This is a genomic window from Polyangiaceae bacterium, from assembly GCA_020633235.1.
Taxonomy (GTDB): domain Bacteria; phylum Myxococcota_A; class Polyangia; order Polyangiales; family Polyangiaceae; genus JACKEA01.
Map to the genome: position 1 here is coordinate 1,142,495 of JACKEA010000001.1, position 24,030 is coordinate 1,166,524.

A 24,030-nucleotide genomic window follows, 5' to 3' on the forward strand; every position below is an offset into this window, starting at 1 on the left:
CGGAGACGACACATGGCCAAGACCGAAGAAAAGCTCGACGCGGCGCTGGTGAAGGCGAGCGCAGAGGACGCCCTCACGGCGCTGGATAGCGCCGGAAGCGCCGCCGTGGCGCTGGTAGACGCCTGGGTGCAGGCGAAAAACACCGCCGCCGTGATGGCAGCAGCGGAGGGGGCCAGCGGCCCGGTTCGCAAGGCGGCGCGCCGCGGCCTCAGCGTGCTCAAGTCCCGTGGCGTGGCCGTGGGGGAGCCGAAGAAGGAAAAGCCGGCGGCACCCAAGTCGGAAGAGATCGTCGAAGCGTACATGCTGGCCCCCGACACCGCCGGAAGCCTGCTGTTCGTGGTGGCCACCCGCTCGGTGGCGAAGCGGTCTCGCTCCGCGTTCGTGTTCCTCAACGACGAGGTCGGCATCCATCGCGTGGACGTGGGAGAGATGAGCCAGTCCGGCCTCAAGGACGCGATGGCGAAGGTGTTGCCCGGCGCCCAGTACAAGCCGGTGAAGGTCCCGGTGGAATGGGCCCGGTATCGCATCGCCGAGGCACGCAAGCACCACGCGGAGGGCGGCGCTCCGGAGCCCTTGGGGCTCACCAGCGCCCAGGCGTTGATCACGCCGGTGCCCGACAAGGCACCAGTGCATCCTTTCGACGATGAGGGCCTGGAGCTGTCGGACGAGGACGCTTCGGAAATGGGTGCCGGCTCCACCAAGCTCCATGGCTATCCGGAGTTCCGGGGCTGGTTCCCCACGCGGGCCGCCGTGGACGAGATGATGATGAAGCTGGGCGAGACCATCACCCCCGGCAAGGAGCCGGACCAGGAAGCGCTCAAGGAGCTGCTCGAGAAGGAGATCGACGCAGCGACGGATCGCTACTTCTCGCCACAACGCCGCGCCGGGCTCACGCGCGCCATGCGCGACAGCGCGCTGTCCATCCTGGCGCGTGAAGGCGAGCAAGCCGCGCTGGAGGTGGTGGCGGCGATCAAGTGCATCGACCGCTGTGGGCTGATCACCGATCCTCCCCACGAGGTCGGCTTTCTCCGGGGCTACTTCGAGAAGGCGGTGAGCTTGATGCTGACCCAGAACGCCGGGAGCCTGCGGATCCCGGTGATGCGGCCGCCGGCGGCGCCCGAAGCGACCGACGCCGAACCGGCTCCGGTGGTGGACGCCAGCGACTCCGCTTGACCCGAAGGCCATCGAGCTGAAAGCTCCCGGCGCATGGCTCGACGCAAGCGCTACCTGTTCGTGTGTGTGAACCGTCGTCCGGACGGTGCGCCCAAGGGATCCTGCGCCGCCCGCGGCTCCGTGGAGCTCCATGCCAAGCTGAAGACCATGCTCAAGGAGCGGGGCTTGGCGGCGGTGGAGGCGCGGGCGTGCACGTCCAGCTGCCTGGACACGTGCTGGGTCGGACCCAGCATCGCGGTGGAGCCCGATGGCTACTTCTACGGCCGAGTCACCGAAGCCGACCTTCCGGAAATCGTCGACGCGTTGGAGAAGGGCGAGCCCGTGCAGCGCTTGCTGCTCTCCGACGACGACTTCATCGAGCCGCGTGAGCTCAAGAAACTGAACGGTTGATGCTGGCGCCGTTCGGTCTTCGCCAGGAGCTGTTCGGTAGCTTGACGCTGGCTGAAGGGCGCGACCGCCCGCTGCCCATCGGCATCTGGCTCGCATCCACACGACGCTGGGTGCTGCCGCCCCGCTCCGCCGTGCGCGTCGAAGGCCGCTTGCACGCGCCGCCCCTCGCGACCCACGCGCAGGTCACCGGCCTTGTGGATCTCCGGGCGCTGTCCACCCACCCGGACGCGTATCGACTGGAGTTCCAGGCCGCCGACGGACGTCGGCTCACCCTGTCGGCGCGACGCCTGAGCGCCCGAACCACGCCGCTGATGGCCCTCAGCACCGTGGCGGGAACGCTGCGGAACGCGTCCGGCGCAGAGCTGGGGCAGGTGGAGCTGCGCCACGATTATCGCCAACGGCTGGCAGACTGGCTCGTGCACTAGCCGCGCGGACGCGGCCGCGATACTACGGCGCCATGGACCGTCTCGATCCGAAGCACACCGCCGTCATCGTCGTCGACATTCAGGACCGCCTCGCCGCGGTCATGCCCCAAGAGCAACGCGCCGAAGTGGTGCGGGCCGCGCGTATCCTGATCGAGTCCGCGCGCGTGCTCGGTGCGCCGGTGCTGGCCACGGAGCAATACCCGAAGGGCCTCGGGTCGACGGTGCCGGAGGTGAGCGAGCTGCTCTCGGCGGCAGAGGCGCCGCGTTTCGAGAAGACGGATTTCTCTGCTTGCGATGCCGCAGGCTTCTCGGACGCGCTGTCGGCGACCGGGGCCAAGGCGGTCGTGCTGCTGGGCATGGAGAGTCACGTGTGCGTGTTCCAGACGGCGCGGGATTTGGTGGCGCGGGGCTACGACGTGTACGTGCCCATCGACGGCGTGGCCTCCCGCCGCGACGATCACCGCGCGACGGGCATCGGGCTGTGCGAAAAGGCCGGCGCCGTGCGGACCACGAGCGAGAGCGTGGCCTTCGACTGGCTCGCGCGGGCGGGCTCGGACGCCTTCAAGCAGATATCCAAGCTGATCCGCTGACCGCGACGGGAATCGCGACGAACTGACAAAATATAAGAATTACAATTGTTTGTGAGCGTGTTTGCGCTTTGATCTTGTCGACTTGGCAGCCTGGTGACAATGTGTCTGGATGGTCGACACCATGGCAGCGGGACCGGACACATCGGCATCCAGTCGCGAGAGCGACGCGCCCCCCTCCGCGCCGACGGCAGCGAACGCGGACGTCACGGTGTTGGTGGTGGACGACGAAGCGTCGAACCTCACCAGCCTGCAGAAGATCTTCCAGCGGGAGGGCATGCGGGTGTTCGCAGCAGATGGCGCCAAGGCCGCTCTCGATGTCGCGCGCAAGCACCGCGTGCAAGTGGTGCTCACGGACCTGATGATGCCGGGGGTGAACGGCGTGGAGCTCTTGCGCGCGCTGAAAGAGATTTCTCCGGACACCGAGGTCGTGATGATGACGGCCTACGGTACGGTGGAGACCGCGGTACAGGCCATGCGCGAGGGCGCTTACGACTTCGTGGAGAAGCCACTCAAGCGCATGACGATCGTGAAGAGCGTGCGCAAGGCGGCCGAGCGGCACTCGTTGGTGGCGGAGAACCGTTCGCTGCGCGAGGAGCTGAAGCTCCTCACCACGCGGGAGATCGTGGGTCAGAGCCCGGCGCTGCGCCGCGTCCTCGACATCGCCACCCAAGCGGCGCCGTCCAGCGCCACGGTGCTGGTGCTGGGGGAGAGCGGAACCGGCAAGGAGCTCATCGCTCGCTACATTCACGAAAAGAGCGCGCGCGCCTCGGGTCCGTTCGTGGCCGTGAACTGCGCGGCGATCCCGGAAACCATCCTGGAAGCCGAGCTTTTCGGCCACGAGCGCGGGGCCTTCACCGGTGCCGTCAGCAAGCGGGAAGGGCGCTTCGCCAAGGCCCGAGGTGGGACCTTGTTCCTGGACGAGATCGGCGAGCTGACGCCGGCGGTGCAGGTGAAGATCTTGCGGGTGCTGCAGGAGGGTGAGTACGAGCCGGTGGGCGGCAACACGGTGAAGGCCGACGTGCGCATCGTCGCGGCGACCAATCGCGACCTGACGGCCGAGGTGGAGGCAGGGCGCTTCCGTGAAGATCTCTTCTATCGCCTCAACGTGATCGCGGTGACCGCGCCGCCACTTCGCAATCGCCGCGAGGACATCCCGCTGCTCGTGGACCATTTCTTGGGCGTGTACTGCAAGAAGAACGGCCGCACGCGTCTCGAGGTGTCGAAGGAAGCGCTCGGAAAGCTCATGGATTACTCCTGGCCGGGCAACGTGCGCGAGCTCGAGAACGTGGTGGAGCGCGCAGCGGTGTTGTGTCGCTCGGACGTGCTCGCCCTCGAGGATCTGCCGGAGGTGGTGGCGCAGGCCAGTGCGCCCACGCCGTCGGCGCTCACCTTTCCGATCGGTACGCCGCTGTCGGAGGTCGAGCACCGCATGATCCGCGAGACCTTGGGCTACACCAGCGGCGACAAGTCCCTGGCCGCCCAACTGCTCGGCATCTCCACCCGCACCATCTACCGAAAGCTCGGCGAGACCGAGTAGCCGGCCTGCGGGGGCCGATTTTTTGTTGGTCCGCCGCGGAACCACACTGTCGTCCCACTGGAATACGGCGCTATCGCTGCCGGAAGCGGCGGCGTCGCGGTCGGCCGTGACCCACCTCGATTTACGGGCCTTCGGCGGATCGGATTGACAGTTTGTCACCCTGGACGTGCGTCGAGGGGTTCCTTTGCCAGCTTGGCGCGAAGACACCCCCCATGCCCATCCATAACCCAAGGAATATCCGGGCCTTTTTGACCATTGACCGCTGGCACGGGTTTCGCTCTAACCCTGCCGGGACATCCCGTGGCAATCGACGCACTGCTCAAGAAGTATTTCACGCTCGTGATCCTGGGGCTGGTCGCCCTGATGGCGTACTTCCAGGCATCGGGGACCACCGAGCTCGTGGGTGCGTCCATCGGTGTAGACGCTTCCACTCTCGCCCAGGCGCCGCCGCCCTCCCGAGATCTGTCGGCGTTGCGCGCGGCCAGTGCCAACAAGCGGAGCAAGAGCGCCGAGCCGATCTTGTCGCGCAATCCCTTCGATCACGAGACCGGGCCGTTGAACGCGCAGAGCGTGGAGCTGCCCATGGCCCAGAGCCAGAAGCCGGATCTCTCGGACCCCTTGAGCGCGCAGCACTGCGGCGAAATCCGCGTGAGCATCGTGACCGAGTCCATGGACCCCACCTGGTCCATCGCAGCCATGCAGGGCCCAGGAGAAGCCCGGCCCACCATCCGTCGCGTGGGCGACAAGGTGGGCAGCGGTGAGGTCGCCTACATCGGATTCAATCCCGTGGAGCGCAGCCCCGCCGTGTGGGTGACCACTGGCGGCTCCCTGTGTCAGGCGTTGCTGTTCTCCGAGCAGCCGACGCCCAAGCCGCAAGCCGCGGCGCCCAGCCCCACGCCCACGCCTCAGCCCACCCGCGGTGGGCCGTCCCCGGTACCGTCCGACATCGCCAGCAAGATCCAGAAGGTGAGCGAGACGGAGTTCCAGGTGGACCGCTCCGTGGTGGACAAGATCCTGGAAAACCAGGCCGAGCTGATGCGCTCGGCGCGAATCGTTCCGGAGCAGCAGGCCGGCAAGGTGGTCGGCATTCGCTTGTTCGGCATTCGCCCGGACACCCTCCTCGGCACCCTGGGTTTCCAAAACGGCGACCGGCTCGAGTCCATCAACGGATTCAACATGGCCAGTCCCGAGAAGGCCCTCGAGGCGTACGCGCGCCTTCGGACCGCGAGCAACCTCAACGTGAAAGTGAACCGCCGCGGCAACCCGATGAGCATCGACTTTCGGATCAAGTGAACAGCATGTATCGAAGCTTTCGCACCTGGGCGATCACCTGGCTCCTGGGCTCCGCCGCTCTACTCACCGCGGCGCCGAGCATCGCTCAGGCTCCTCCCATTCGCTCCCGCCCCACCCCGAGACTCCCTACTCCCATTCGTCCTGGGGCGCCCAGGCCCGTGGGGGCGCCGAATCCGCCGCCGCCAACGACGGGCGGTGCAGCCGGAACCGCTACGCCCAAGACGGGGACCGCCACGCCCGAGCCGCCCGGCGCCAAGGGCCCGTTGCCGGACAGCATGGAGTCCATCGCCAAGGCGACGGACGTTCCATTTCGTCCCAAGCCCATGGGCGCGATGGTGAAGTTCAACCTCCAGGACGCGGACCTGGCGGAGCTGGTCAATCACATCAGTGGCATGACCGGCAAGCGCTTCATCTACGGACCCAAGGTGAGGCAGATCAAAGCCACCGTCGTTTCGCCGGCCCCCGTCACGCTGGCCGAGGCCTACGAGGCGTTCCTCTCGATCCTGGAAGCCAACGGCATGACGGTCATCCCCCACGGCCGCTTCCTGAAGATCGTGGATAGCGGCGGCATCGTCGCCCAGCCCACCCCGGTGTATTCGCGCGGCGCTCCCATACCCGACGCGGACCGCTTCATCACGCGGCTGTATCGCCTGAAGTACGTGTCGGCGGAAGAGGCCAGCCAGCTGCTCGCCAAGTTCAAGAGCAAAGAGGGAGACATCAGCATCTATGCGCCGGGGCAGTTGCTGATCATCACCGACACCGGCACCAACGTCCGCCGCATGATCCGCCTGGTCGAGGAGGTCGACGTCGGTGGTGCGGGCTCTCGGATGTGGATCGAGCCGGTGCACTACGGCTCCGCCGCGGACATGGCCAAGCGCATCAACGAGCTGTTCGACCTGCAAGGGCAGAACGGCCAGGGCGGGGGCAACAACGGCGGACTCGCCAAGGTCGTCGCGGACGAGCAGACCAACTCGCTCATCGTCGTCGGTACGGAAGATTCCTACATGAAGCTCCTCGAGCTCATGAAGCGCATCGACACGCAGCCGGCGGCGGAGGGCAAGGTCCACGTCCTGCCGCTGCAGAACGCCACCGCGGAAGATCTTGCCAACGTGCTGACGCAAATGCTGCAAGGGCAGCAGGGGCGGCAGCCGGGCCAACCCGGAACGCCGGGTGCCGCGGGCATGTTCGAAGGCGAGATCCACGTCATCGCGGACAAGTCCACCAACTCGCTGATCGTGACCTCGTCCGGACGCGACTACGCCTCCATGCGCCTGGTGGTCGACAAGCTCGACAAGCCGCGCCGGCAGGTGTTCATCGAGGCCGTGATCATGGACGTGTCCGTGGACCGTTCCATGCGGCTCGGCGTGTCGTTTCACGGCGGCACCACCACGAACCTGGGTGGAGGCAGTGACACGCTGCTCCTGGGTGGCTTCGAAGCGGGCAACTCGCTGACGTTCCCGGCGAACCCCGATCTGTTGCAGGGCGTGGCGCTGGGCGCTCGCGGACCCGAGCTCAGCGGCACCAGCAACTTGTTGGGCACCGGCCTCAGCATTCCCGCCTTCGGCGTGGTGTTGAACGCCCTGGCTCAGAGCGGCGATGCGAACGTGCTGTCCACTCCCCACATCTTGGCGACGGACAACACGCCCGCGGAGATCAGCGTGGGCGAGAACATCCCACTGCAAGAGAACATCGGTGGCAGTAGCGCCCTCTCGAACCTGGCGATCCCGGGACAGGCCGGCGCCAATCAGGCGCTTTCGTCGTTCTTGCCCAGCTTCGGCTTCAACACGCCGCGCCAGGACGTGGGCACCAAGATCAAGGTCACCCCGCACATCAACGAGTCCAATCAGATTCGCCTCGAGATCGAGCAAGAGATCAGCGAGCGTGGCGCCACCAGCGGCTCGCTGGGTGCGGTGTCCATCACCAAGCGCACGGCGAGCACCACCGCGGTGGTGGACGATCAGCAGACCATCGTGATTGGCGGCATGATGCGGGACGCCCTGGTGAAGAGCCGGAAGAAGGTGCCGGTTCTCGGCGACCTTCCGGTGCTGGGGTTCTTGTTCCGCCACTCCGAGTCGTCCACGCGGAAGACCAACCTGCTTTTGATCCTGACGCCGACGGTCATCAACAACCAGGAAGACCTGCGCAAGATCTTCGAGCGCAAGATGCAGGAGCGGCAAGAGTTCATCGACCGCTACTTCGTTTTCGCGAGCCAAGATTGGAAGCCGCCGCGGGACTACTCCCGCACCAACGGTCTGGTGGAAGACATCCGGCAGGCCTACCGCGAAGTGGAAGAGCGCCAGCGTCTCGAGGAAGAGAGCGCGCCGAAGGAGAAGCTCGAGCACAAGCCTACGGAGCCGATCGAGCTGCCGCAGTCGATCAAGCCCGGCAGCGGTGGGGGAGCCGCCCCGGCACCGACGCCAACGCCCACGACGCCGCGCCGCCGAACCCGGCCGCGCCGCACTCCGACGCCCCGGCCCACGCCCACGCCGACGCCGCCGCGTACGGAAAACGAGTCTCCCATCCGCATCAACCCCATCGCGCGCAGCGTGAACGTGGAGCGCGTGGAATGACGATGACGGAGCAGCGCGCCCTCGGGGACATCCTCGTTCGCCACGGCGTGGTCACGCCGGAGGTGCTCGAGCCCCTGTACACGCAGCAGCGTGAAAAGGGTGCGCAGCTCACCGAGCTCTTGGTTCAGGCCAAGGCCGCCAGCGAGGCCGACGTCGCGCGCGCTCTGGCCATCGAGTGCGGGCTCTCGTTTCAGGAGCGGGTCGACATCGAGGAGGTACCGACACACACCGCCACGCGCCTGCCCATCGGCTACGCCAAGAACCACAAGGTCCTGATCCTGGGGGAGTACGACGACCGCGTGGAGATCGTGTGCGGTGACCCGCTGGATACGGACGCCCTTGACGACGTGCGGGCCACCTTCGGCAAGCCCGTCGTGGCTCGCGTGGCGGCGCCGGACACGGTGGTGGACGCCATCAACCGGGTCTACGAGCGACAGGACACGCACAGCGAGCTGGAGTCGGACGAGGAGATCCGGGACGACAACGAGGTCGACATCCTCGAGTCGGACGAGGATGCGCCCATCATTCGCTGGGTCAACGGACTGTTCTTCTCCGCGGTGAAGGAGCGAGCGAGCGACATTCACATCGAGCCGGAGGAGAAAGAGGTCCTGGTTCGCTTCCGCATCGACGGACAGCTGTACGTCGCGCGGCGGGCCAGCCGGCAGTTCATGAGCAGCGTGGTGGCGCGCGTCAAGATCATGGCGGGGTTGAACATCGCGGAGAAGCGCCTGCCTCAGGACGGTCGCATCTCGCTCCGCATCGCCGGCCGCAGCATCGATGTGCGCGTGAGCACCATTCCCACCAGTCGGGATCACGAGCGCATCGTGATGCGTCTCCTGCACAAGACGAACGTGCTCCTGGAGCTCACGGATCTCGGCTTCGCCGAGCGCGACTTCCACCTGATGACCGGGCTCATTCAGCGCCCGAACGGCATCATCTTGGTGACGGGTCCGACGGGCAGCGGCAAGACCACGACGCTGTACGGCTGCTTGAACAAGATCAACCACCCGAAGATCAACATCCTCACGGCGGAAGATCCGGTGGAGTACGAGATCGGCGGGATCCACCAGGTGGCAGTGCAGCCCAAGATCGGCCTCACCTTCGCCAGCGCCTTGCGCGCCTTCTTGCGTCAGGACCCGGATGTCATCATGGTGGGCGAGATCCGCGACCGGGAGACGGCGGAAATCGCCATTCACGCGTCGATGACCGGTCACTTGGTGCTCAGCACCATCCACACGAACGACGCCGCCGGCGCGGTGACGCGCCTGGTGGAAATGGAAATCGAGCCGTTCTTGGTACGCTCGACCGTGATCGGGATCCTCGCGCAGCGCCTCGTGCGTCTGTTGTGCCAGTACTGCAAGGAGCCTTACCAGGCGAGCGAGTTCGAGCTCAGCCAGCTGGGCATCGACAGGGAACGGACCCGACGGCGAGACGAGCGGCGGGTGTCGCCGCGCTATCAGGCCCACGGCGTGGACTATCAGCCCGTGGGCTGGCGCGATCCCGACAACATGCCGACGTTCTTCCGTGCTCGCGGCTGCGACAAGTGTGAGCAAAAGGGGTTCACCGGCCGCATCGGGATCTACGAGCTGATGGTGGCGGACGACGCCGTTGGCTCGTTGGTGCTACAAAATGCCGACGCACAGACGATCAAGCGCGCCGCGCAGGGCCAGGGCATGGACAGCTTGAGAGACGATGGTGCTCGCAAGGTGCTCATGGGGCGCACCACGGTAGAAGAGGTGGTGGCGGCCACGCAGGAGGACGTCATCGTCGACGAGTGAGTCGGCGGGGCGATGAGCCATGGCGGTCTACGAGTACAAAGGCATCCAGATCGACACCGGCAAGCCGGTGAAGGGATACCGAGACGCGGACAACGCCAAGGCGCTCCGAGCGCTGCTGCGTCGCGACGGCATCTTGCTGACGCTGGCCACGGAGGAGAGCAAGCGCAAGGCGAAGGCCAAGAAGGACATCGATCTCTTCGCCTTCTTTCGCCGCCCGTCGGCCTCCGACATCGCGGTGATGACGCGCCAGTTGGCCACGCTGGTGCGCGCCGGCGTTCCGCTGGTGGACTCGATCGCCGCGCTCACCGAGCAGGTCGAAAAGGAACAGCTGCAGCGCATTCTCACCAGCGTGCGCGAGAACTTGAACGAAGGTACGGCCTTCGCCAAGTGCCTGGAGAAGCACCCCAAGGTGTTCCCGCCGCTGTACGTGAACATGGTGGCCGCGGGAGAGGCCTCCGGCACCCTGGAAGCCGTGCTCGAGCGTCTGGCGGACTTCATGGAGGGCCAGGCCCGGCTCAAGGGCAAGGTCGTGTCCGCGCTCGCGTACCCGGTGCTGATGGTGTTCATCGGCTCCGTGCTGGTCAGCTTCTTGATGATCGCCGTGGTGCCCAAGGTCACCAGCATCTTCGAGAACCTGGGGCAAGCGCTGCCCTGGTACACGAGCGTGCTGATCTTCGTGTCCAACGTGCTTGCGGGCTACTGGTGGTTGATCCTCATTCTGCTCGTCTCCGGCTTCTTCGGGTTCCGGCGCTGGAAGAAGAAGCCCGCCGGCAAGCTGAAGTGGGACAGCATGCAGCTGCGCTGGCCCATCTTCGGGCGTTTGAATCTGCTGGTGGCGGTGGCGCGCTTCTCGCGCACCTTGGCCACGCTGCTGGCCAGCGGCGTGCCGCTGCTCAAGGCCATGGAAATCGGCCGGAACGTGCTCGGAAACTCTCGCCTCGAGGGGGTCGTGTCCGAAGCCATCGGGTCCATCCGCGAGGGCGAGAGCATCGCCGAGCCGCTGAAACGGAGCGGTCAGTTCCCACCGATGGTCACCCACATGATCGCCGTGGGCGAGCGCACGGGACAGCTGGAGGCCATGCTGGAGAACGTGAGCCGCGCCTACGAAGCCGACGTGGAGACCCGCGTCACCGCGCTGACCAGCCTCTTGGAGCCGCTGATGATCATGATCCTCGGCGGCGTGGTCGGCTTCATCGCGATGGCGATTTTGATGCCCCTGATTCAGATGAACAACTTGGTGCAGTGATGCGACTCAGGCGAGGAACGGAGCAGCGCATCTTCTTTCCCTGGGAAAACCGGGATGGATTGCTGCGCCGTTTTCGCACCGGTCGCGTGCGCCCGTTTCTGATCGCGCTCTCGGTGGTCGGCTTCGTGGTGCTGGTAGGGGTGCGAGAGCGCCGGCGCGCTGGCGTGCGCCAGACTCGCGCTACGCTGCTCGATGCGCGCGTGGCGGTGGACTCCTACATGGCGGGCCACGACGGCGGCTGTCCCGAAACCCTGGCCGAGGTGGCGACCGCCACCGGATTCGAGCGCGGTTTCGCGGACGCTTGGGGGCGCCCCCTGCGTTTCACCTGTCCGAGCCACAGAGAAGGCTTGGCCTACGACCTCACGAGCGACGGACCCGACGGCAAGCCCGGGGGTCTCGACCGCATTCAATGAACGAGGAGATCATGATCGACAAGAAGCACTACCGTCTGGCCCGCGCCCTCGCTCGGAGGCGTGGCGTCACCCTCGTAGAGGTTCTCATCGTCGTTGCGATCATCGCCATGGTTGCTGGCGGCGTCGCCGTCTTCGCGCTGCCGAAGTACCGCGAGGCGCAGAAGACCAGCGCGGAGACCGGAGCGCGGGTGATCCGCCAGGCGGTGCAGAGCTGGCAGGCCGCGAACAACGAAGTCGCGTGCCCGACGGTGAGCCAGCTGGTGCAGGAGAAGAACCTCGATCCCGGCGCCAACACCAACGACCCCTGGGGCTCGGCCTACATCCTCAACTGCACCGAAGACGACGTGATCGTCACCTCCTCTGGACCCGACAAGAAGAAGGGCACCAAGGACGACATCCGCGTCCCGAAGGCAGTCAGCGCCGCCGACGAGTGACATGATCCACGCTCTGCACCTCCAAGCTCACTCCCACCGCCGCCGGCGGCGCGGGGTGACGCTCGTCGAGGTGCTGATCGTGGTGGCGCTCATCGCCTTGCTTTCGGGTGCAGTGGTGTTCGGCTCGGGAATGCTCTCGAGTAGCCGCCAACGCGCAGCGGCAACGTTGATCGTCGCTGGCGTGCGCATGGGCATCACCCGGGCCAACAGCACCGGGCGCCCGGTGCGGATGGTCTTCGACCTGAAAGAGCAGCGCGTGATGCTCGAGGAGAGCTCGAGCCGCGTCATGTTGCGGGAAAAGGAAGAAGCGAACACGGGCGGCGGCGCCGAACCGGCAACGGAAGCCGAAAAGGCCGCGAAGGCCGAGGCGGAGCGAGTTTTGGAAGGGCCGCACGCACCGCGGGCTCGTTTTGCGCCGGTGAAACAGTTCGGCTTCGATGGCGACGAAGGCCAAGGGCGCGAGCTCGGCAGCGGCATCGAGTTCAAGTCGGTGCAGACGGAGCACGACGAGGAGCCGCGGACCGAGGGGCGAGCCTATCTCTACTTCTTTCCGGGCGGCGGCACCGAGCGTGCGTCCATCCAGATCCGAAAGAAGGGTTCCACGGACGGCCTGACGGTGCTGGTGAGTCCGCTCACCGGACGGGCCAACATCAAGAAGGGTGACGTGGATCTCGAGGCTCCCCGCATCGACGAGGAGTTCGGCGAACGGGAGGAGGAGACTCCATGACCCAGCGCGGCTTCACCTTGCTCGAGGTGCTCGTGGCGATCGCCATTCTGGGCCTGGGGTTGACGGTGATCCTGTCCAGTCAGGTCGGGCTGTTCTCCAGCGCGCAGCGCGCGGAAACGCTGAGCGTTGCCACCAATCTCGCTCGCTGCAAGATGAGCGAAGAAGAGGTGGAGCTCCTCACCAAGGGATACCCGCTGGTGGAGTCCCACGACGAAGGCGAGTGTTGCGAGGACGAGGACAGCCGCGGCTTTCGATGTGAATGGAAGGTGGAGCGCGTGGAGCTCCCGCAGCCGCAGGAATTGTCCGGCGGCGATGGCGGACTTGGCGATCAAGGAGGTCTCGGCGCTCTGGGCGCATTGGCGACGGTGCAGCAGACCAACGGCGCGGCCCTGGGTACGGACGGGGGCATCGGCGGCCTCGCCAGCTTGCTCTCCGGCGCCGCCGCCGGGGGCGGCACTCAGGGCATGGCGCCCCTGGTGATGAGCCTGGTGTATCCGGATCTGAAGCCCATGCTGGAAGCCAGCATCCGCAAGGTCACGGTGAAGGTGCTGTGGAAGGAAGGCTCCAAGGAGCGGAGCTTCGACCTGGTGCAGTACGTCACCAACCCGCAGCAGGGCGGCCTGGATCCGAACGCTGCCAAGGGCCTCGACCAACTGCTGCCGGAGGAATGATGCGTCGAGCCCGCCGCCTCCCGCGCATTGCCGGCTTCACTCTCGTGGAGCTCTTGGTGGCCATCTCCATCTTGGCGATGATCAGCGTGCTGGTGTACTCGGCCTTCTCCGGTCTCAAGCGCAGCAAGGAAGGGATCCAGCGCGTCACGGATCGCTACCGCGAAGGGCGGCTGGCGATGGCGCGCATCTCACGAGAGCTGCAGGGCGCGTATCTCTCCACCCACATGCCCATCAACCAGGCCCTCGCCGTGGAGAAGACGGCGTTCACCGGGCGTCGGGGAACGCCAGCGGATCGCGTGGACTTCAACTCCTTCTGCCACCGCCGAATGGATCGAAACTCCCACGAGTCGGACCAGGCGGAAATCTCCTACTTTGGCTCGGCGGATCCCAAGAAGGATGGCACCACGGACCTGGTGCGGCGCGAGAGCGGGCACCCGGACATGTACCCCGAGCGCGGCGGTCGCGTGGACGTGCTGGCCACGGACATCGATCTGTTCGACCTCGAATACCTCGATCCCCTCACCGGGCAGTGGACGGAGACCTGGGATACCACCCAGGCCGTGGGGCAGGCGGCACGCCTGCCGCTTCAGGTCCGCGTGCTCCTCGTGCTGAACGGCGGGCAGCGCAGCTCTGCCGGGCGCGGGCGCAAGACCATCCGATTCGTTTCCAAGATCCCGATCCCCATCCAGAAACCTCTCACCTTCGCCACCCAGTGATGCACCCCCGAGCCCAAAGACTTCGTCGCCTTCGACGCCGCAGCAAGCGGCGGGGGGTGGCGCTCATCCTGGTGCTCAGCTCGCTGACGATCTTGGCGGTGATGCTGGCGGAGTTTCAGGACGAGACGGCGGCGGAGATGGGCAGCGCGCTCTCCACGCGGGATTCCCTCAAGGCGGAGTACGCCGCGCGCAGCGCCGTGAACCTGTCGCGCCTGCTCATCGCTTCGGAGCCCACCATCCGCAAGGCGCTGGCGCCCCTGTTCCTGCTCATGAAGCAGGGCCCGCCGCAGATCCCGGTGTGGGAGTTCGCCGATCAAGTCCTGGGTGCCTTCAACAGCGAGGAGGGCAACGAGTCCTTCAAGCTGCTGGCCGGCGTGGACATCGCCGACGGCAAGAACCTGGGCATGGAGGGCGCTGGCTTCGACGTGAAGGTCGTGGACGAGGATTCGAAGATCAACCTGAACGTCGCCGCGCGGGGCGATGCCTTCAGCCAAGCGCGGCTGGCCGAGCAGCTCATCGGCCTGATGGCGAACCCCACCTACGACAAGATGTTCGAGAACCGCGACGCGGACGGACAGTTCTCGGACCGGCAGACGATCTGCGCCGCAGTGGTGGACTGGGTCGACCCGGACCAGGATGCCTACGTGTGCGATCCCCACTCGGGAACCGCGCAGCAGGCAGGCGCCGAGGACTCCTTCTATCAACTGCTCAAGAAGCCATACTCCCGCAAGAACGCGGCCTTCGACAGTCTCGCGGAGCTGCACCTGATCCGCGGCGTGAGCGACGACTTCTGGTCCACCTTCGTGGATCCGGATCCCGACAGTCCCGACAAGCGCGTCGTCACCGTGTGGGGGCAAGGGAAGATCAACGTCAACACCGCCAACGGCCAGACCATCCTGGCCATCGTGTGTGGCGGCGCCACTCCGGGCACGCCGCTGTGCACCGACCCGACGATGCAGGCGACGTTCCTGAGCGCGATGACCATGGCCAAGGGTTTCACCATGGGCGCGCCGCTGTTCAGCTCGCCCAAGGCCTTTATCAATGCGGTGAAAGGCAAGGGCATGGTCGGCACCATGCTGGCGGCGCTGAACGTGAAGCCGGTGACGCTGCTCTCCGAGACGGAGACGATGAAAGCCGTCGCGACCCAGAGCAAGGTGTTCAGCGTGTATGCCACGGGCGTGGTGAAGGCCGGGAAGCGCGAGACCCGCGTGCGGGTGCACGCCGTGATCGACTTCCGCGGAGCGCCACCGCCGGGCGCGCCACCCGGCACTCCGGGCGTGGACGAGGCGCTCGAGAATCAGCCGACCACCGGGGGAACGGCCACCGGCGGGCAATCCCAGACTCCCAGCAACCTCCCAGACGGTGCCACCGAGGCCGCCATCGCGGCCGCATTCCAGCCGAGCCCCGGCGGGAACATCATCTACTATCGGATCGACTGACCATGGCACGTCTCGTAGGCATCGACATCCGCGCGACCCAAGTCCGCGCAGTGCTCTTGCGCACCAGCTACAAGAAGGTGGCGATCGAGCAAATGCTCGAGGTGGACCTGTCTCAGGTGGCCACGGTGGAAGACGCCATCCGCGCCGTCGCGATCCCGCTGGCCCAGCACAGCGAGAGCATGGCGGTCAGTGTAGAAGGCGAGAGCGCCTTCATCCATCGCATCACGCTGCCGAGCACCGCGTTGAAGCAAGTAGAAGAGGTGCTGCCTTTCGAGGTCGAGGCGCAGATCCCGGTGGACATGGACGAGCTGGTGTACGACTGGCGCATCCTGGCCCGGGCCGGCACCGGGCCCGTGACGGTGATGACCGCCGCCGCGCGCATCGAACAGGTGCGCAGCAAGATCCAGCAGCTGTCCTCCATCGTCGGGCGCGATCCAGAACGGGTGGGCGTGGGTCCGCTGCCGCTGGCGAATCTCAGCAGCCTGTCGCCGGAGCTGGCGGGGCCGGAGCCCGTGGCCATCGTGGACTTGGGCGGGAGCCGCACGGAAATCCTGATCCTGAAGAACGGCGAGCCGGTCTACGCGCGCACGCTGTCTCGAGGTATCGCCGGCATCTCTCGCGACGCTCCGGAGTCCGCAGCAGCGCTGGCGGGGGAGCTCCGGCAGTCGTTCATCTCCTGGGTGAATACCGGCGGCGCGCCGGTCTCCGTGGTGCATCTGGTGGGCGGTGGCGCGGCGGCGGCCGGTGCCGAGGCGTACCTGTCCAGCGAGCTCCGCATTCCAGTCCAGCAGCTGCCGAACCTGGGCTTTGCGGACGTCACGCCGGACCAGGCGGCCTCCATCCCGCGCTTCGCCAAGGCCATCGCGTTGGCCCTCAGCTTGGTCGGACGCGGCAAGGACCTGGATCTGCGCCGTGGCCCCCTCGCGTATCAGCGTGGCTACGGTTTCTTGAAGGACAAGATCCCGCTCCTGACGGGGCTCGCAGCGGGCATCTTGATCAGCTTCGGCTTCGCCACCTGGGCGGAGCTCCGCGTGCTGTCGGCGGACCAGGAAGTGCTCACCAAGGCCCTCGGCAACCTCACCAAGAGCGTGCTGGGTCAGGAGACGGAAGACCCCGAGGAGGCGATGAATCTCCTGCAGCTGGCCAAGTCCCGCGAAGAAGTGGACCCCATGCCGCAGCTGGACGCCTTCGACGTGCTGGTGGAGATCAGCCGCGCCGTGCCCATGAGCATGACTCACGACATTGAAGAGTTCGACATGCAGCGTGGTCACGTGAAGGTGAACGGCGTCGTGAACGACACGCAGGACGCGCAGCAGATCGCCACCACGCTGAAGGAAGTGAAGTGCTTCGAGGACGTGAAGATTTCGAAGATCACCCAGGTGATCAACGGGGATCGCCAGAAGTACGTACTGGAGCTGGACGTGAAGTGCCCAGAGGAGAAGAAGAAGACGAAGAAAGAGAAGGAAAAGACCACGGACGACAGCGCGGAGCCGTCGGAGTAGCGCCATGAGCCTACGCGATCGCATCGACCGTCTGGAGCCTCGGGAGCGTCAGCTCCTCGGAGTGCTCGTCGCCGTGCTCGGGGTCTTCCTTCTGTTGCTCGTCCCGTTGGGCATCGCGGCCCTGGTGGGCTCCAAGCGCTCCAACGTGGAAGGCTTGCGCGAGGCGATCACCGCCATCCAGGACGGCCGCGCCAAGGTCGCTCGACAAGACCAGGAGCGGGACGCCGTGCTGGCTCGCTACAAGGTTCCGGCGCCCGCGCTGGCGGGCTTCCTCGCGAAGCAGGCGGAAACCGCGGGCATCGAGATCCCGGAGAGTCAGGACCGCGCGGTCGTTCCCCACGGCAAGAAGTACGAGGAGCGCTCGACCAAGATCGTGCTCCGCAAGGTGGGCATGCTGTCTCTGGTGAAGTTCATGGAAGGCATCGAGCAGTCCGGCTATCCGGTGAGCTTGTCGCGGGTGGACATTCGCAAGCGCGGGACCGAGACGGACTCCTACGACGTGGAGATGGTCGTCAGTGCCTTCGATCGCAAGGCGGACGTGAAGAAAGAGAAGAAGAGCACCGGGGACGGGGACGAGCAGACGGGAGACGAGCCGTGAGTCCGCGCTTGAAGAAGATCCTGAAGGCTCTCGGCTACCCCGTCTTTTACCTCGCGGTGTTCTCCATCTTCCTGATCGTGACCTTCCCGTACGATCGCCTGAAGGAACGCGTGATCGTGGAGTTCAACGCGCGCCAGCCCGCTGGCAACGGCGCCCGACTCAGCATCGACGACATGAGCGGGTATTGGCTCAGCGGCGTCGAAGCGGAAGGCATCAAACTCACTCCGGCGCCCGAGCCACCGGACGAGGACGGCAAGGTGAAGGAGCCGAAGCCGCTCACCATCGACGAGGCCCACGCCCGGGTATCGATCCTCCGGCTCTTGGTGGGGACGCTCCACGTTTCCTTCGCGGCGGACGCCTTCGGTGGCGAGATCTCCGGCTACACGTCCGACGCCAACGAGACCCGCACCATCGAGGTCGAGCTCGATGGCGTGAACGTGGGTGACGTTCCGCTGCTCACCAACGCCGTGGGTCTACCCATGACCGGCGCGCTGTCGGGCACCATCGACCTCAAGCTGCCGGAGTCGAAGCTTTCGAAGGCGGAGGGCAAGATAGACCTGAAGATCACCGACCTCTCGGTGGGCGATGGCAAGGCGAAGATCCGCAACACCATCGCGCTGCCGAAGCTGGACGCGGGCGAGATGACGTTCACGGCGGAGGCGACGGACGGGCGCCTCAAGATCGAGAAGTTCTCCGCCAAGGGCAAGGACATCGAGGTGGTCGCCGACGGCAGCGTGCGTCTCCGGGATCCGATGGATCAAAGCCTCGCGGAGCTGTCGCTCCGTTTCGCCTTCAGCGATGCCTACAAGAACAAGAACGACATCACGCGTGGCTTGTTCGGCGCGCCGGGTTCCAGCATGCCGGGTCTGTTCGACCTGGATCCCAAGACCAAGCGCGCCAAGCGCCCCGACGGTTTCTACGCCTGGCGGCTGGTCGGTCCTCTGGGCAGGATGGAGCCGCAGCCGGCCCCAATGGGCGCCAGTGGTTCCGCCGCGCCGAGCCGCTCCATGCGGGGATTCTCGCCGCGCTGAGCTGCAGCGGGCGCCGCAGCGACGATGCGCGCCGGGCATCGCGCCGCACCAACATCAAGCGTCCCGAGCTGCTCTGGACTGATGATGTTGGTTCGGCGCGGAACCTCGCGACTCAGGAGTCGACGGAGATACGGAGCTTCTTGCGGAGGTGGAAGTACGGCGCGCTCACGCTGTACAGCACCAGCTCCTTCATGCGCTCCTGGCCGACAACGGTGGTGGAGCTCTCGTCGCTGGCCTTGATGATTTCGACGGCCGTCTCCAGATCGTGAGCCAGGAGGAAGCCGGCGCGATCCGCAGTCAGATCCACGCCGCCCACCCAGCGCTTCAAGTCCAGCGCGGCGCCGGACTGCAGCAGCTTGGAGACGATGCGCGCCAGCTGATCCCGAGCCTGACCCTGCAGATTCGCTTCCAACGCGGCGAGGGCCTCGTTCACCGGACCTTCGAGCTCCGCGGCGACGGGGAATTGCGGCGCGATCATCTTGATGGCGGCGAACAGCCAGGACTTGAGACCGGTGCCGGAGGGCACCAGCTGACGGACGTACATGCCCGGCCGGTAGTAGGTGAGGTGGCGCCCGACGATGTAGGCAGCGGCTTGCGGCGGCACGTCCGCGCTGAGGGCCGCCACGCCCAAGACGATGCCGGGGCTGTAGGCGTGCAAGAACGAGAGGCCGCCCGGATCGTTGGTGTTCTGGAAGGTGGGCGGCGGCTCCATACCCAGCACCCCAGCCGCGTAGTAGAGCGTCTGGCTCATGGGGTAGGGATGCCGCGCGAGATCCAGCGCGTAGCGGGAATCGAAGCCCAGGGCCTCGAGGGCCTGCCCGCGAGCGGCGATGACCGCAGGCTCGATCAGGGCGAACACGCTGGTGAGCAGCGGGTCCGCGTCCGAGTGGAGCACGGAAGCCAGCCAGTCTTCGTCGTTCAGGGCTTCGGCGGCGGGTGCGGCGGTATCCGCGCGCATGCGCTTGAAGAAGCGTTCCTCGTCCGGCTCCGCCAGGTTCATCACGTACAGCGCCTGACACAAGCACCAGGCCGCGTCCGCGTCCTTCACGTCCGTGTACAGCTTGCGCAGGAGCTTGTAGCTCTCCGGACGATAGGGGTTTTGCCGTAGGATCACCTGCTGAGCGTTGACCGCCTTGTCCAGGTACTTTTCCGGATCGCTGGCGTACAGCTCGGAGAGGTGCTCCTGGCGTGAACGGTTGTCGGGATCCAGAGTCTGTGCGGCCTCCAAGGCATCGATGGCGCGATCGGTCCAGCCCAGGTTCTTCTCGTACAGCTCGGCGAGCTGCGTGAAGGTGTCGAGCATGCCCTTCTTGTCCTTGTCCGCCGTCGCCATCTCCAGCTTCTTCTGGAGCAGGCGTTCCACGCCGCGATAGTCGCCCTTCTCGCGGCGAAGGTCCGTGGCTTCCGCCAGGGCCTTGTCCATCTTGGGATCGAGCTCGAGCACGCGTTGGTAGAATTCCAGGGCGCGATCGACGTCGCCCATCTGGCGGGAGCACACGATGGCGGCGGTGTGCAGGTACTTGGCGCGCTGCGCGGGATCTTCCACGAAGTCCGCCAGCCGCAACACCACGTCCACCAGCTTGCCCCAGTCTTTCTCCTCGCTGTAGAGCTGCATCAGCTTGGTGAGGAGACGACGGTCGTCGGGCTTCTCCTCCAACGCCGCGACGTAGCTCTTGGTGGCGCGGGTGCGATCCTCCAGCCTGGCGGAGGCGATGTCGCCCATTTCCATGAGGAGCTGAACCCGCTCGTCGCCGCTCGCCATGTCGAGGGCGCGCGTCTTGATCTTGATGGCCTCTTCCCACTGCTCCTTGTCCTCGTGAACCTTGGACAGGCTGGAGAGCGGCAGCGCGTTCGAAGGATCGAGATCCGCGGCTTCTTCCAGGGCCTTGGTGGCGCCCTCCAGATCGCCGGCTTTGCGCAGGGACTCACCGTAGCGATAGAGCGCGAGAGCGCGGTCCTTGCCCTTGATCTGCTTGTCGAAGCGATCGAGGTAGTCCTTGTACAGCTCGGCGGCGCGAGCCGGGGAGCCATTCTCGAAGGTGACCTGGGCGACGCGAGCGAAGGCTTCCACGTCGTCGGGTGCCAAGCGGAGCAAGGTGTCCATGGGGGCCAGCGCTTGTTCCGTGGAGCCGGATTGCGTGAGCGCGTCCACGTAGCGCACCAAGAGCCGAGTGGCGTCCTTCTTCTCGAGGGTGTCCGCTCGGCCTACGGCGGCGCCGTAGTGCTTGGTGGCTTCCAAGTGACGCTTGGCCTCGAAGGCCAGATCACCCATCACCAGCAGCGCCTGCAAGTTGGTCGGGTCGAACGACAGCGCCTTCTTGGCGCTCTCTTCGGCGCGTTTGTCGTCCTTGAGGCGCTCGCGAGCGAGCATCGCCATCTCGCCGGCGAGCTTCGCCTTTGCGCGATCTCCCTCCGTGCGCTCGAGCTCCCGCTCGAGGAGCTGCACGGCCGCGTTCACCTCGCCACGACCCAGATACGCGGAGCGCAGGGAGGCGGAGACACTGGCGTCCGTCGGATTGGCATCGAGCGCCTGCTTGTAGCGGTCGATGGCGCCGTCGCGATCGCCGCGGGTTTCGAGCAGTTTGGCGGCACGCAGGTACTGCTCCGCTTTCGCCTCGGGAGTGCTGGCCTTTTCGGCCAGGGCCTCGATGGCGGACAGCGCGGCGTCGGCGTCGCCCGCGGTCTCGCGTAGGCGGGCCAGGGCTTCCAGGGCACCGGCGTGCTCCGGGTTGATGTCCAACGCCTTCTCGTAGGCCTTGGTGGCGCGCTCCGGCGAGCCGATCTGCTCCATGAGCACGCGACCGAGGGCCAGGGTCAGCTCGAGCTGATGGTCCGGCTCGGACGCGAGCTTCAGCAGGCGCTCGTACAAGGACGCCACGTCCTCCCAGCGATCGAGCGCGCGGTAGTGCCGGATGAGGGCGTTGAGCGCGGTGTCGTGGGCGGGATCGATCTCGAGGATGGCTTCCCACGAGGCGGCGGCCTTCTCGTGATCGAGGAACTCCTCGTCGTAGATGCCCGCGATGCGCTCCCAGAGCGTGATCTTCTGCCGAGGAGTGGCGGCCAGCTGGATCTGCCGCTCCAGGTTCTCGATCAGATCCTGGAAACGGCCGAGCTTGCTGTACACCCGGTCCAGACCGCGGAGGGCGTCGAGGTTCTTGTCGTCCTGGGTCAAGACGGCGTCGAACCGGCGCAGCGCTTCTTGGTCGTCTTTGAGGTGGATCTCGTAGACCTCCGCGAGGCGGCACATGACCTTCAGGCGCTCTTCGCCCCGCAGCGCTTCGGCGCGGCGCTCGAGGAGCTTCACGTACTCACTGAAGTCGTTGCCCTTCTCGTAGATCTTCGCCAGCGCGTCGCTAGCGTGCTCGTGACCGGGATCTTCGGCCAACACCTGCTCGTACAGATCTCGGGCGCGGCCCACGTCGCCCATCTGGATCTCCAGGATCTCGGCGGCGTCGGTGCGCAGGTCGCGAGCGTGGGCCGGCGTGGGTGCGGCGTCAGCGCGGCGGGTGAGCACCATCACCAGCTCCGGCCACTGCTGCGCCTTGCGATAGATCTGGGTCATCCCCTCCAGCGCGGCGTCGTTCGCCGGATCGCTGGCGATCACCGCCTGATAGCAGGGCAGGGCCAAGTCCGGACGGGAGATCTCGTCGGTGTACCAGCGGCCCAGACGGTTCAGCAGGCTGATCTTGCTCTCCGTCGGCAGCTCGGGATTGGTCGCCGCCTCCGCGCAGGTGGAGAGCACCTCCGCCCAGGCTTCGGTCCCTTCCGCCAGCCGCTCGATCTCGTCCGCCAGCTGTCCCTGGCTCGGGTCCTCGCAGAACGCCTGAGCGTAGGCAACGAGAGCCTGTTCCTTGTCGTCGAGCTCCGTGACGTACAGCCGACCGATCTCGGCGAGAGCGCGCGCACGCTCGGAGTGGCTCTCGGCCTTCTCGCTGCGGCTCAGGAGCATCTCGATCAGCTCTTCGTACTTGCCGAGCTGCTTGCGGGCGTCCTCCAGGGCAGTGGCGGCAATTTCGTCCGTGGGGTCGAGCTCGACCAGCCAGGAGTACATCTGCTCCGCCTTTTCCAGGTCGGAGGCCGCGTGCTCGAACAGGCGGGCGGCGCGGAAGAGCAGGCTCTTCTTGGACTCGCGCTTGTCCTTGTCGTCGCCCACGTCGATGGTATCCGCCGCCATGCTGAAGGCATCAGCGACGCGCGCGGCATCCGCGCCTTCCTCCACCGCGGCTTCCAGCGCCACGGCGGCTTCCTCGTCTTCCGGATCCGCGACCAGCGCTTCGATGCGCCCGTCCAGATCCGCGTCCGTGATCTTCTTCTCGCGCTTCTGCACCGTCGCGCGGCCCATGATTTCGAGGGCCTCGAGCAGGGACCGGGCGCTCTGAGGGCGCTTGTCCGGTTCCTTCTCCAGCATGGACAGCACCCAGTCGTCGATCTCCTTGGTGACCCAGCCGCGGGGGGCGACGGTGCTGGGGGACGGCGGCGTTTCTCCCAGGTGCGCGGCGGCCGCGCTGGTCGCGGGTCCCTCGCCGAACAGGGCCTTGCCGGTCAGCACCTCGAACAGCAGCGCGCCGAAGGAGTAGACGTCGCTGCGCTGGTCCGAAGAGAGACCACGGATTTGCTCGGGAGCCACCGTCTTGGGGGAGCCGACGGTGGAAAACAGCTCCTTTTGGCCTTCTTTCGTGACGCGCGCCCGCGCCCGCAGGCGATCCGAGCCGGCGTCCAGCAGCACCAGGCTCTGGGAGCCGTCCGCAGTGCGGAACACGATGATGTTGTCGAGGCGTAGATCGCCATGGGACAGGCGCTTGTCGTGGATGGCGGTCAGCGCCTCGAGCATGGCCTTCAGCAGCGGCCGGGCCTCGTTGATGTGCATCGGGCCTGTCCGCGCGATGCGAACGCTGAGCGGTTGGCCTTCGACGTAGTCGTGGCGCACCACGTAGCGATCGTCGATCACGCCGGCGCTGAGATTCTTGGGCAAGCCCGGATGATCGATGGCGCCCACCAGGCGGCTCACGGTCAGGAAGCGGTGCAGGCCGCGGCGATCGCGCGTGGCTTCCCGGCGTAGCACCTTCAGGCGCACGTCCTTGCCCTCTTCCCGACCCAGGTAGCAGAGGCCCAGGCGACCTTCGCCCAGCTTGCGAACGATGGTGGCTTCGCCCAGCTTGGAGCCGCTCTTGAGCTCTTCGTCGAAGGGCAGTCCGTTGACGCGGATCTGTGCGACCTTCGGGTTGACCTCGGCTTTGGACGCAAGCATCGCGTCGCAAAGCGCCTCCACGGCATCGACCTCCACGCAGTGTTCGGTGAGGGCGTTGACGAAGGAACCCTTCGCCGCCGCGCCTCCCAACTCGTCCGGGTCGAAACCCAGAACGGTGCGGCTCATTGTCAGCAGTTCCTCGAGCTCGAACAGCCGTTCGAGCTCGGCACGCAAGATGTCGATCGCCATGATGCTCCTTCAAACGCTGGGCGGGAGTCCGCCCGGCCCCCTGGCGAGAGGGCGCCGCAT

The 24,030-nt window shown here is 66.3% G+C and carries 19 protein-coding genes; 18 read left to right on the plus strand and 1 reads right to left on the minus strand.

From position 1 onward, the window contains the following. The first annotated feature begins 12 nt into the window (after positions 1-12). The 18 genes from H6717_05090 (at position 13) to gspN (ending at position 18,533) form a co-directional block, all read left to right on the plus strand. Positions 13-1,173, plus strand: a complete 1,161-nt coding sequence (locus tag H6717_05090; protein ID MCB9576381.1) for a hypothetical protein — start codon at positions 13-15, stop codon at positions 1,171-1,173. Between the two features lie 33 nt (positions 1,174-1,206). Further along, positions 1,207-1,563 (plus strand): (2Fe-2S) ferredoxin domain-containing protein, encoded by a 357-nt coding sequence (locus tag H6717_05095; GenBank protein MCB9576382.1) that lies wholly within the window; start codon positions 1,207-1,209, stop codon positions 1,561-1,563. Next, the gene (locus H6717_05100) at positions 1,560-1,988 is read left to right on the plus strand and encodes a hypothetical protein (GenBank protein MCB9576383.1); all 429 of its coding nucleotides are present in this window, start codon (positions 1,560-1,562) and stop codon (positions 1,986-1,988) included. Before H6717_05095 ends, H6717_05100 begins: the two co-directional genes overlap by 4 nt. A gap of 32 nt (positions 1,989-2,020) precedes the next feature. Then, positions 2,021-2,578: an isochorismatase family protein gene (locus H6717_05105; GenBank protein MCB9576384.1), complete on the plus strand. Its 558-nt coding sequence runs from the start codon at positions 2,021-2,023 to the stop codon at positions 2,576-2,578. Between the two features lie 109 nt (positions 2,579-2,687). Then, complete coding sequence (locus H6717_05110) at positions 2,688-4,115, plus strand: sigma-54-dependent Fis family transcriptional regulator (GenBank protein MCB9576385.1); 1,428 nt, start codon at positions 2,688-2,690, stop codon at positions 4,113-4,115. Between the two features lie 300 nt (positions 4,116-4,415). Further along, entirely contained in the window at positions 4,416-5,408 is a 993-nt protein-coding gene (locus tag H6717_05115; protein ID MCB9576386.1) for a general secretion pathway protein GspC, read from the plus strand. A 5-nt stretch (positions 5,409-5,413) separates the two neighbouring features. After that, positions 5,414-7,978, plus strand: a complete 2,565-nt coding sequence (gspD, locus tag H6717_05120) for a type II secretion system secretin GspD (protein MCB9576387.1) — start codon at positions 5,414-5,416, stop codon at positions 7,976-7,978. Further along, positions 7,975-9,756, plus strand: coding sequence for a type II secretion system ATPase GspE (gene gspE / locus H6717_05125; protein MCB9576388.1), 1,782 nt, complete (start codon positions 7,975-7,977; stop codon positions 9,754-9,756). The genes gspD and gspE overlap by 4 nt, the downstream gene beginning before the upstream one ends. Positions 9,757-9,775: 19 nt before the next feature. Continuing rightward, positions 9,776-11,002 (plus strand): type II secretion system inner membrane protein GspF, encoded by a 1,227-nt coding sequence (gene gspF, locus H6717_05130; GenBank protein ID MCB9576389.1) that lies wholly within the window; start codon positions 9,776-9,778, stop codon positions 11,000-11,002. After that, positions 11,002-11,415 carry a type II secretion system protein GspG gene (locus H6717_05135; GenBank protein MCB9576390.1) on the plus strand — a complete coding sequence of 138 codons (414 nt, stop codon included), beginning with the start codon at positions 11,002-11,004 and terminating at the stop codon, positions 11,413-11,415. Before gspF ends, H6717_05135 begins: the two co-directional genes overlap by 1 nt. Positions 11,416-11,426: 11 nt before the next feature. Next, positions 11,427-11,849, plus strand: a complete 423-nt coding sequence (locus H6717_05140; protein ID MCB9576391.1) for a type II secretion system protein — start codon at positions 11,427-11,429, stop codon at positions 11,847-11,849. A 1-nt stretch (position 11,850) separates the two neighbouring features. Then, complete coding sequence (locus H6717_05145; protein MCB9576392.1) at positions 11,851-12,576, plus strand: prepilin-type N-terminal cleavage/methylation domain-containing protein; 726 nt, start codon at positions 11,851-11,853, stop codon at positions 12,574-12,576. After that, on the plus strand, positions 12,573-13,247 hold the full coding sequence (locus H6717_05150; GenBank protein ID MCB9576393.1) for a prepilin-type N-terminal cleavage/methylation domain-containing protein: 675 nt from the start codon (positions 12,573-12,575) through the stop codon (positions 13,245-13,247). Before H6717_05145 ends, H6717_05150 begins: the two co-directional genes overlap by 4 nt. After that, positions 13,244-13,963 carry a prepilin-type N-terminal cleavage/methylation domain-containing protein gene (locus H6717_05155; protein ID MCB9576394.1) on the plus strand — a complete coding sequence of 240 codons (720 nt, stop codon included), beginning with the start codon at positions 13,244-13,246 and terminating at the stop codon, positions 13,961-13,963. Before H6717_05150 ends, H6717_05155 begins: the two co-directional genes overlap by 4 nt. A gap of 56 nt (positions 13,964-14,019) precedes the next feature. Continuing rightward, positions 14,020-15,402, plus strand: coding sequence for a general secretion pathway protein GspK (locus tag H6717_05160; protein ID MCB9576395.1), 1,383 nt, complete (start codon positions 14,020-14,022; stop codon positions 15,400-15,402). Positions 15,403-15,404: 2 nt separating this feature from the next. Then, positions 15,405-16,904: a pilus assembly protein PilM gene (pilM, locus tag H6717_05165; protein ID MCB9576396.1), complete on the plus strand. Its 1,500-nt coding sequence runs from the start codon at positions 15,405-15,407 to the stop codon at positions 16,902-16,904. Positions 16,905-16,908: 4 nt separating this feature from the next. Beyond that, the gene (locus H6717_05170) at positions 16,909-17,502 is read left to right on the plus strand and encodes a hypothetical protein (GenBank protein MCB9576397.1); all 594 of its coding nucleotides are present in this window, start codon (positions 16,909-16,911) and stop codon (positions 17,500-17,502) included. After that, positions 17,499-18,533 (plus strand): type II secretion system protein GspN, encoded by a 1,035-nt coding sequence (gene gspN / locus H6717_05175; GenBank protein ID MCB9576398.1) that lies wholly within the window; start codon positions 17,499-17,501, stop codon positions 18,531-18,533. The genes H6717_05170 and gspN overlap by 4 nt, the downstream gene beginning before the upstream one ends. A 112-nt stretch (positions 18,534-18,645) precedes the next feature. Here gspN and H6717_05180 read toward each other — a convergent pair whose 3' ends face one another. Beyond that, positions 18,646-23,970, minus strand: coding sequence for a tetratricopeptide repeat protein (locus H6717_05180; protein MCB9576399.1), 5,325 nt, complete (start codon positions 23,968-23,970; stop codon positions 18,646-18,648). Positions 23,971-24,030: the final 60 nt, after the last annotated feature.

Coding starts and splice junctions, on each gene's coding strand:
- gspD (MCB9576387.1), top strand. CDS start 5,414: ATGTATCGAAGCTTTCGCACCTGGGCGATCACCTGGCTCCTGGGCTCC.
- pilM (MCB9576396.1), top strand. CDS start 15,405: ATGGCACGTCTCGTAGGCATCGACATCCGCGCGACCCAAGTCCGCGCA.
- H6717_05110 (MCB9576385.1), top strand. CDS start 2,688: ATGGTCGACACCATGGCAGCGGGACCGGACACATCGGCATCCAGTCGC.
- H6717_05170 (MCB9576397.1), top strand. CDS start 16,909: ATGAGCCTACGCGATCGCATCGACCGTCTGGAGCCTCGGGAGCGTCAG.
- gspF (MCB9576389.1), top strand. CDS start 9,776: ATGGCGGTCTACGAGTACAAAGGCATCCAGATCGACACCGGCAAGCCG.
- H6717_05150 (MCB9576393.1), top strand. CDS start 12,573: ATGACCCAGCGCGGCTTCACCTTGCTCGAGGTGCTCGTGGCGATCGCC.
- H6717_05135 (MCB9576390.1), top strand. CDS start 11,002: ATGCGACTCAGGCGAGGAACGGAGCAGCGCATCTTCTTTCCCTGGGAA.
- gspE (MCB9576388.1), top strand. CDS start 7,975: ATGACGATGACGGAGCAGCGCGCCCTCGGGGACATCCTCGTTCGCCAC.
- H6717_05140 (MCB9576391.1), top strand. CDS start 11,427: ATGATCGACAAGAAGCACTACCGTCTGGCCCGCGCCCTCGCTCGGAGG.
- H6717_05105 (MCB9576384.1), top strand. CDS start 2,021: ATGGACCGTCTCGATCCGAAGCACACCGCCGTCATCGTCGTCGACATT.
- H6717_05180 (MCB9576399.1), bottom strand. CDS start 23,970: ATGGCGATCGACATCTTGCGTGCCGAGCTCGAACGGCTGTTCGAGCTC.
- H6717_05155 (MCB9576394.1), top strand. CDS start 13,244: ATGATGCGTCGAGCCCGCCGCCTCCCGCGCATTGCCGGCTTCACTCTC.
- H6717_05095 (MCB9576382.1), top strand. CDS start 1,207: ATGGCTCGACGCAAGCGCTACCTGTTCGTGTGTGTGAACCGTCGTCCG.
- H6717_05090 (MCB9576381.1), top strand. CDS start 13: ATGGCCAAGACCGAAGAAAAGCTCGACGCGGCGCTGGTGAAGGCGAGC.
- H6717_05145 (MCB9576392.1), top strand. CDS start 11,851: ATGATCCACGCTCTGCACCTCCAAGCTCACTCCCACCGCCGCCGGCGG.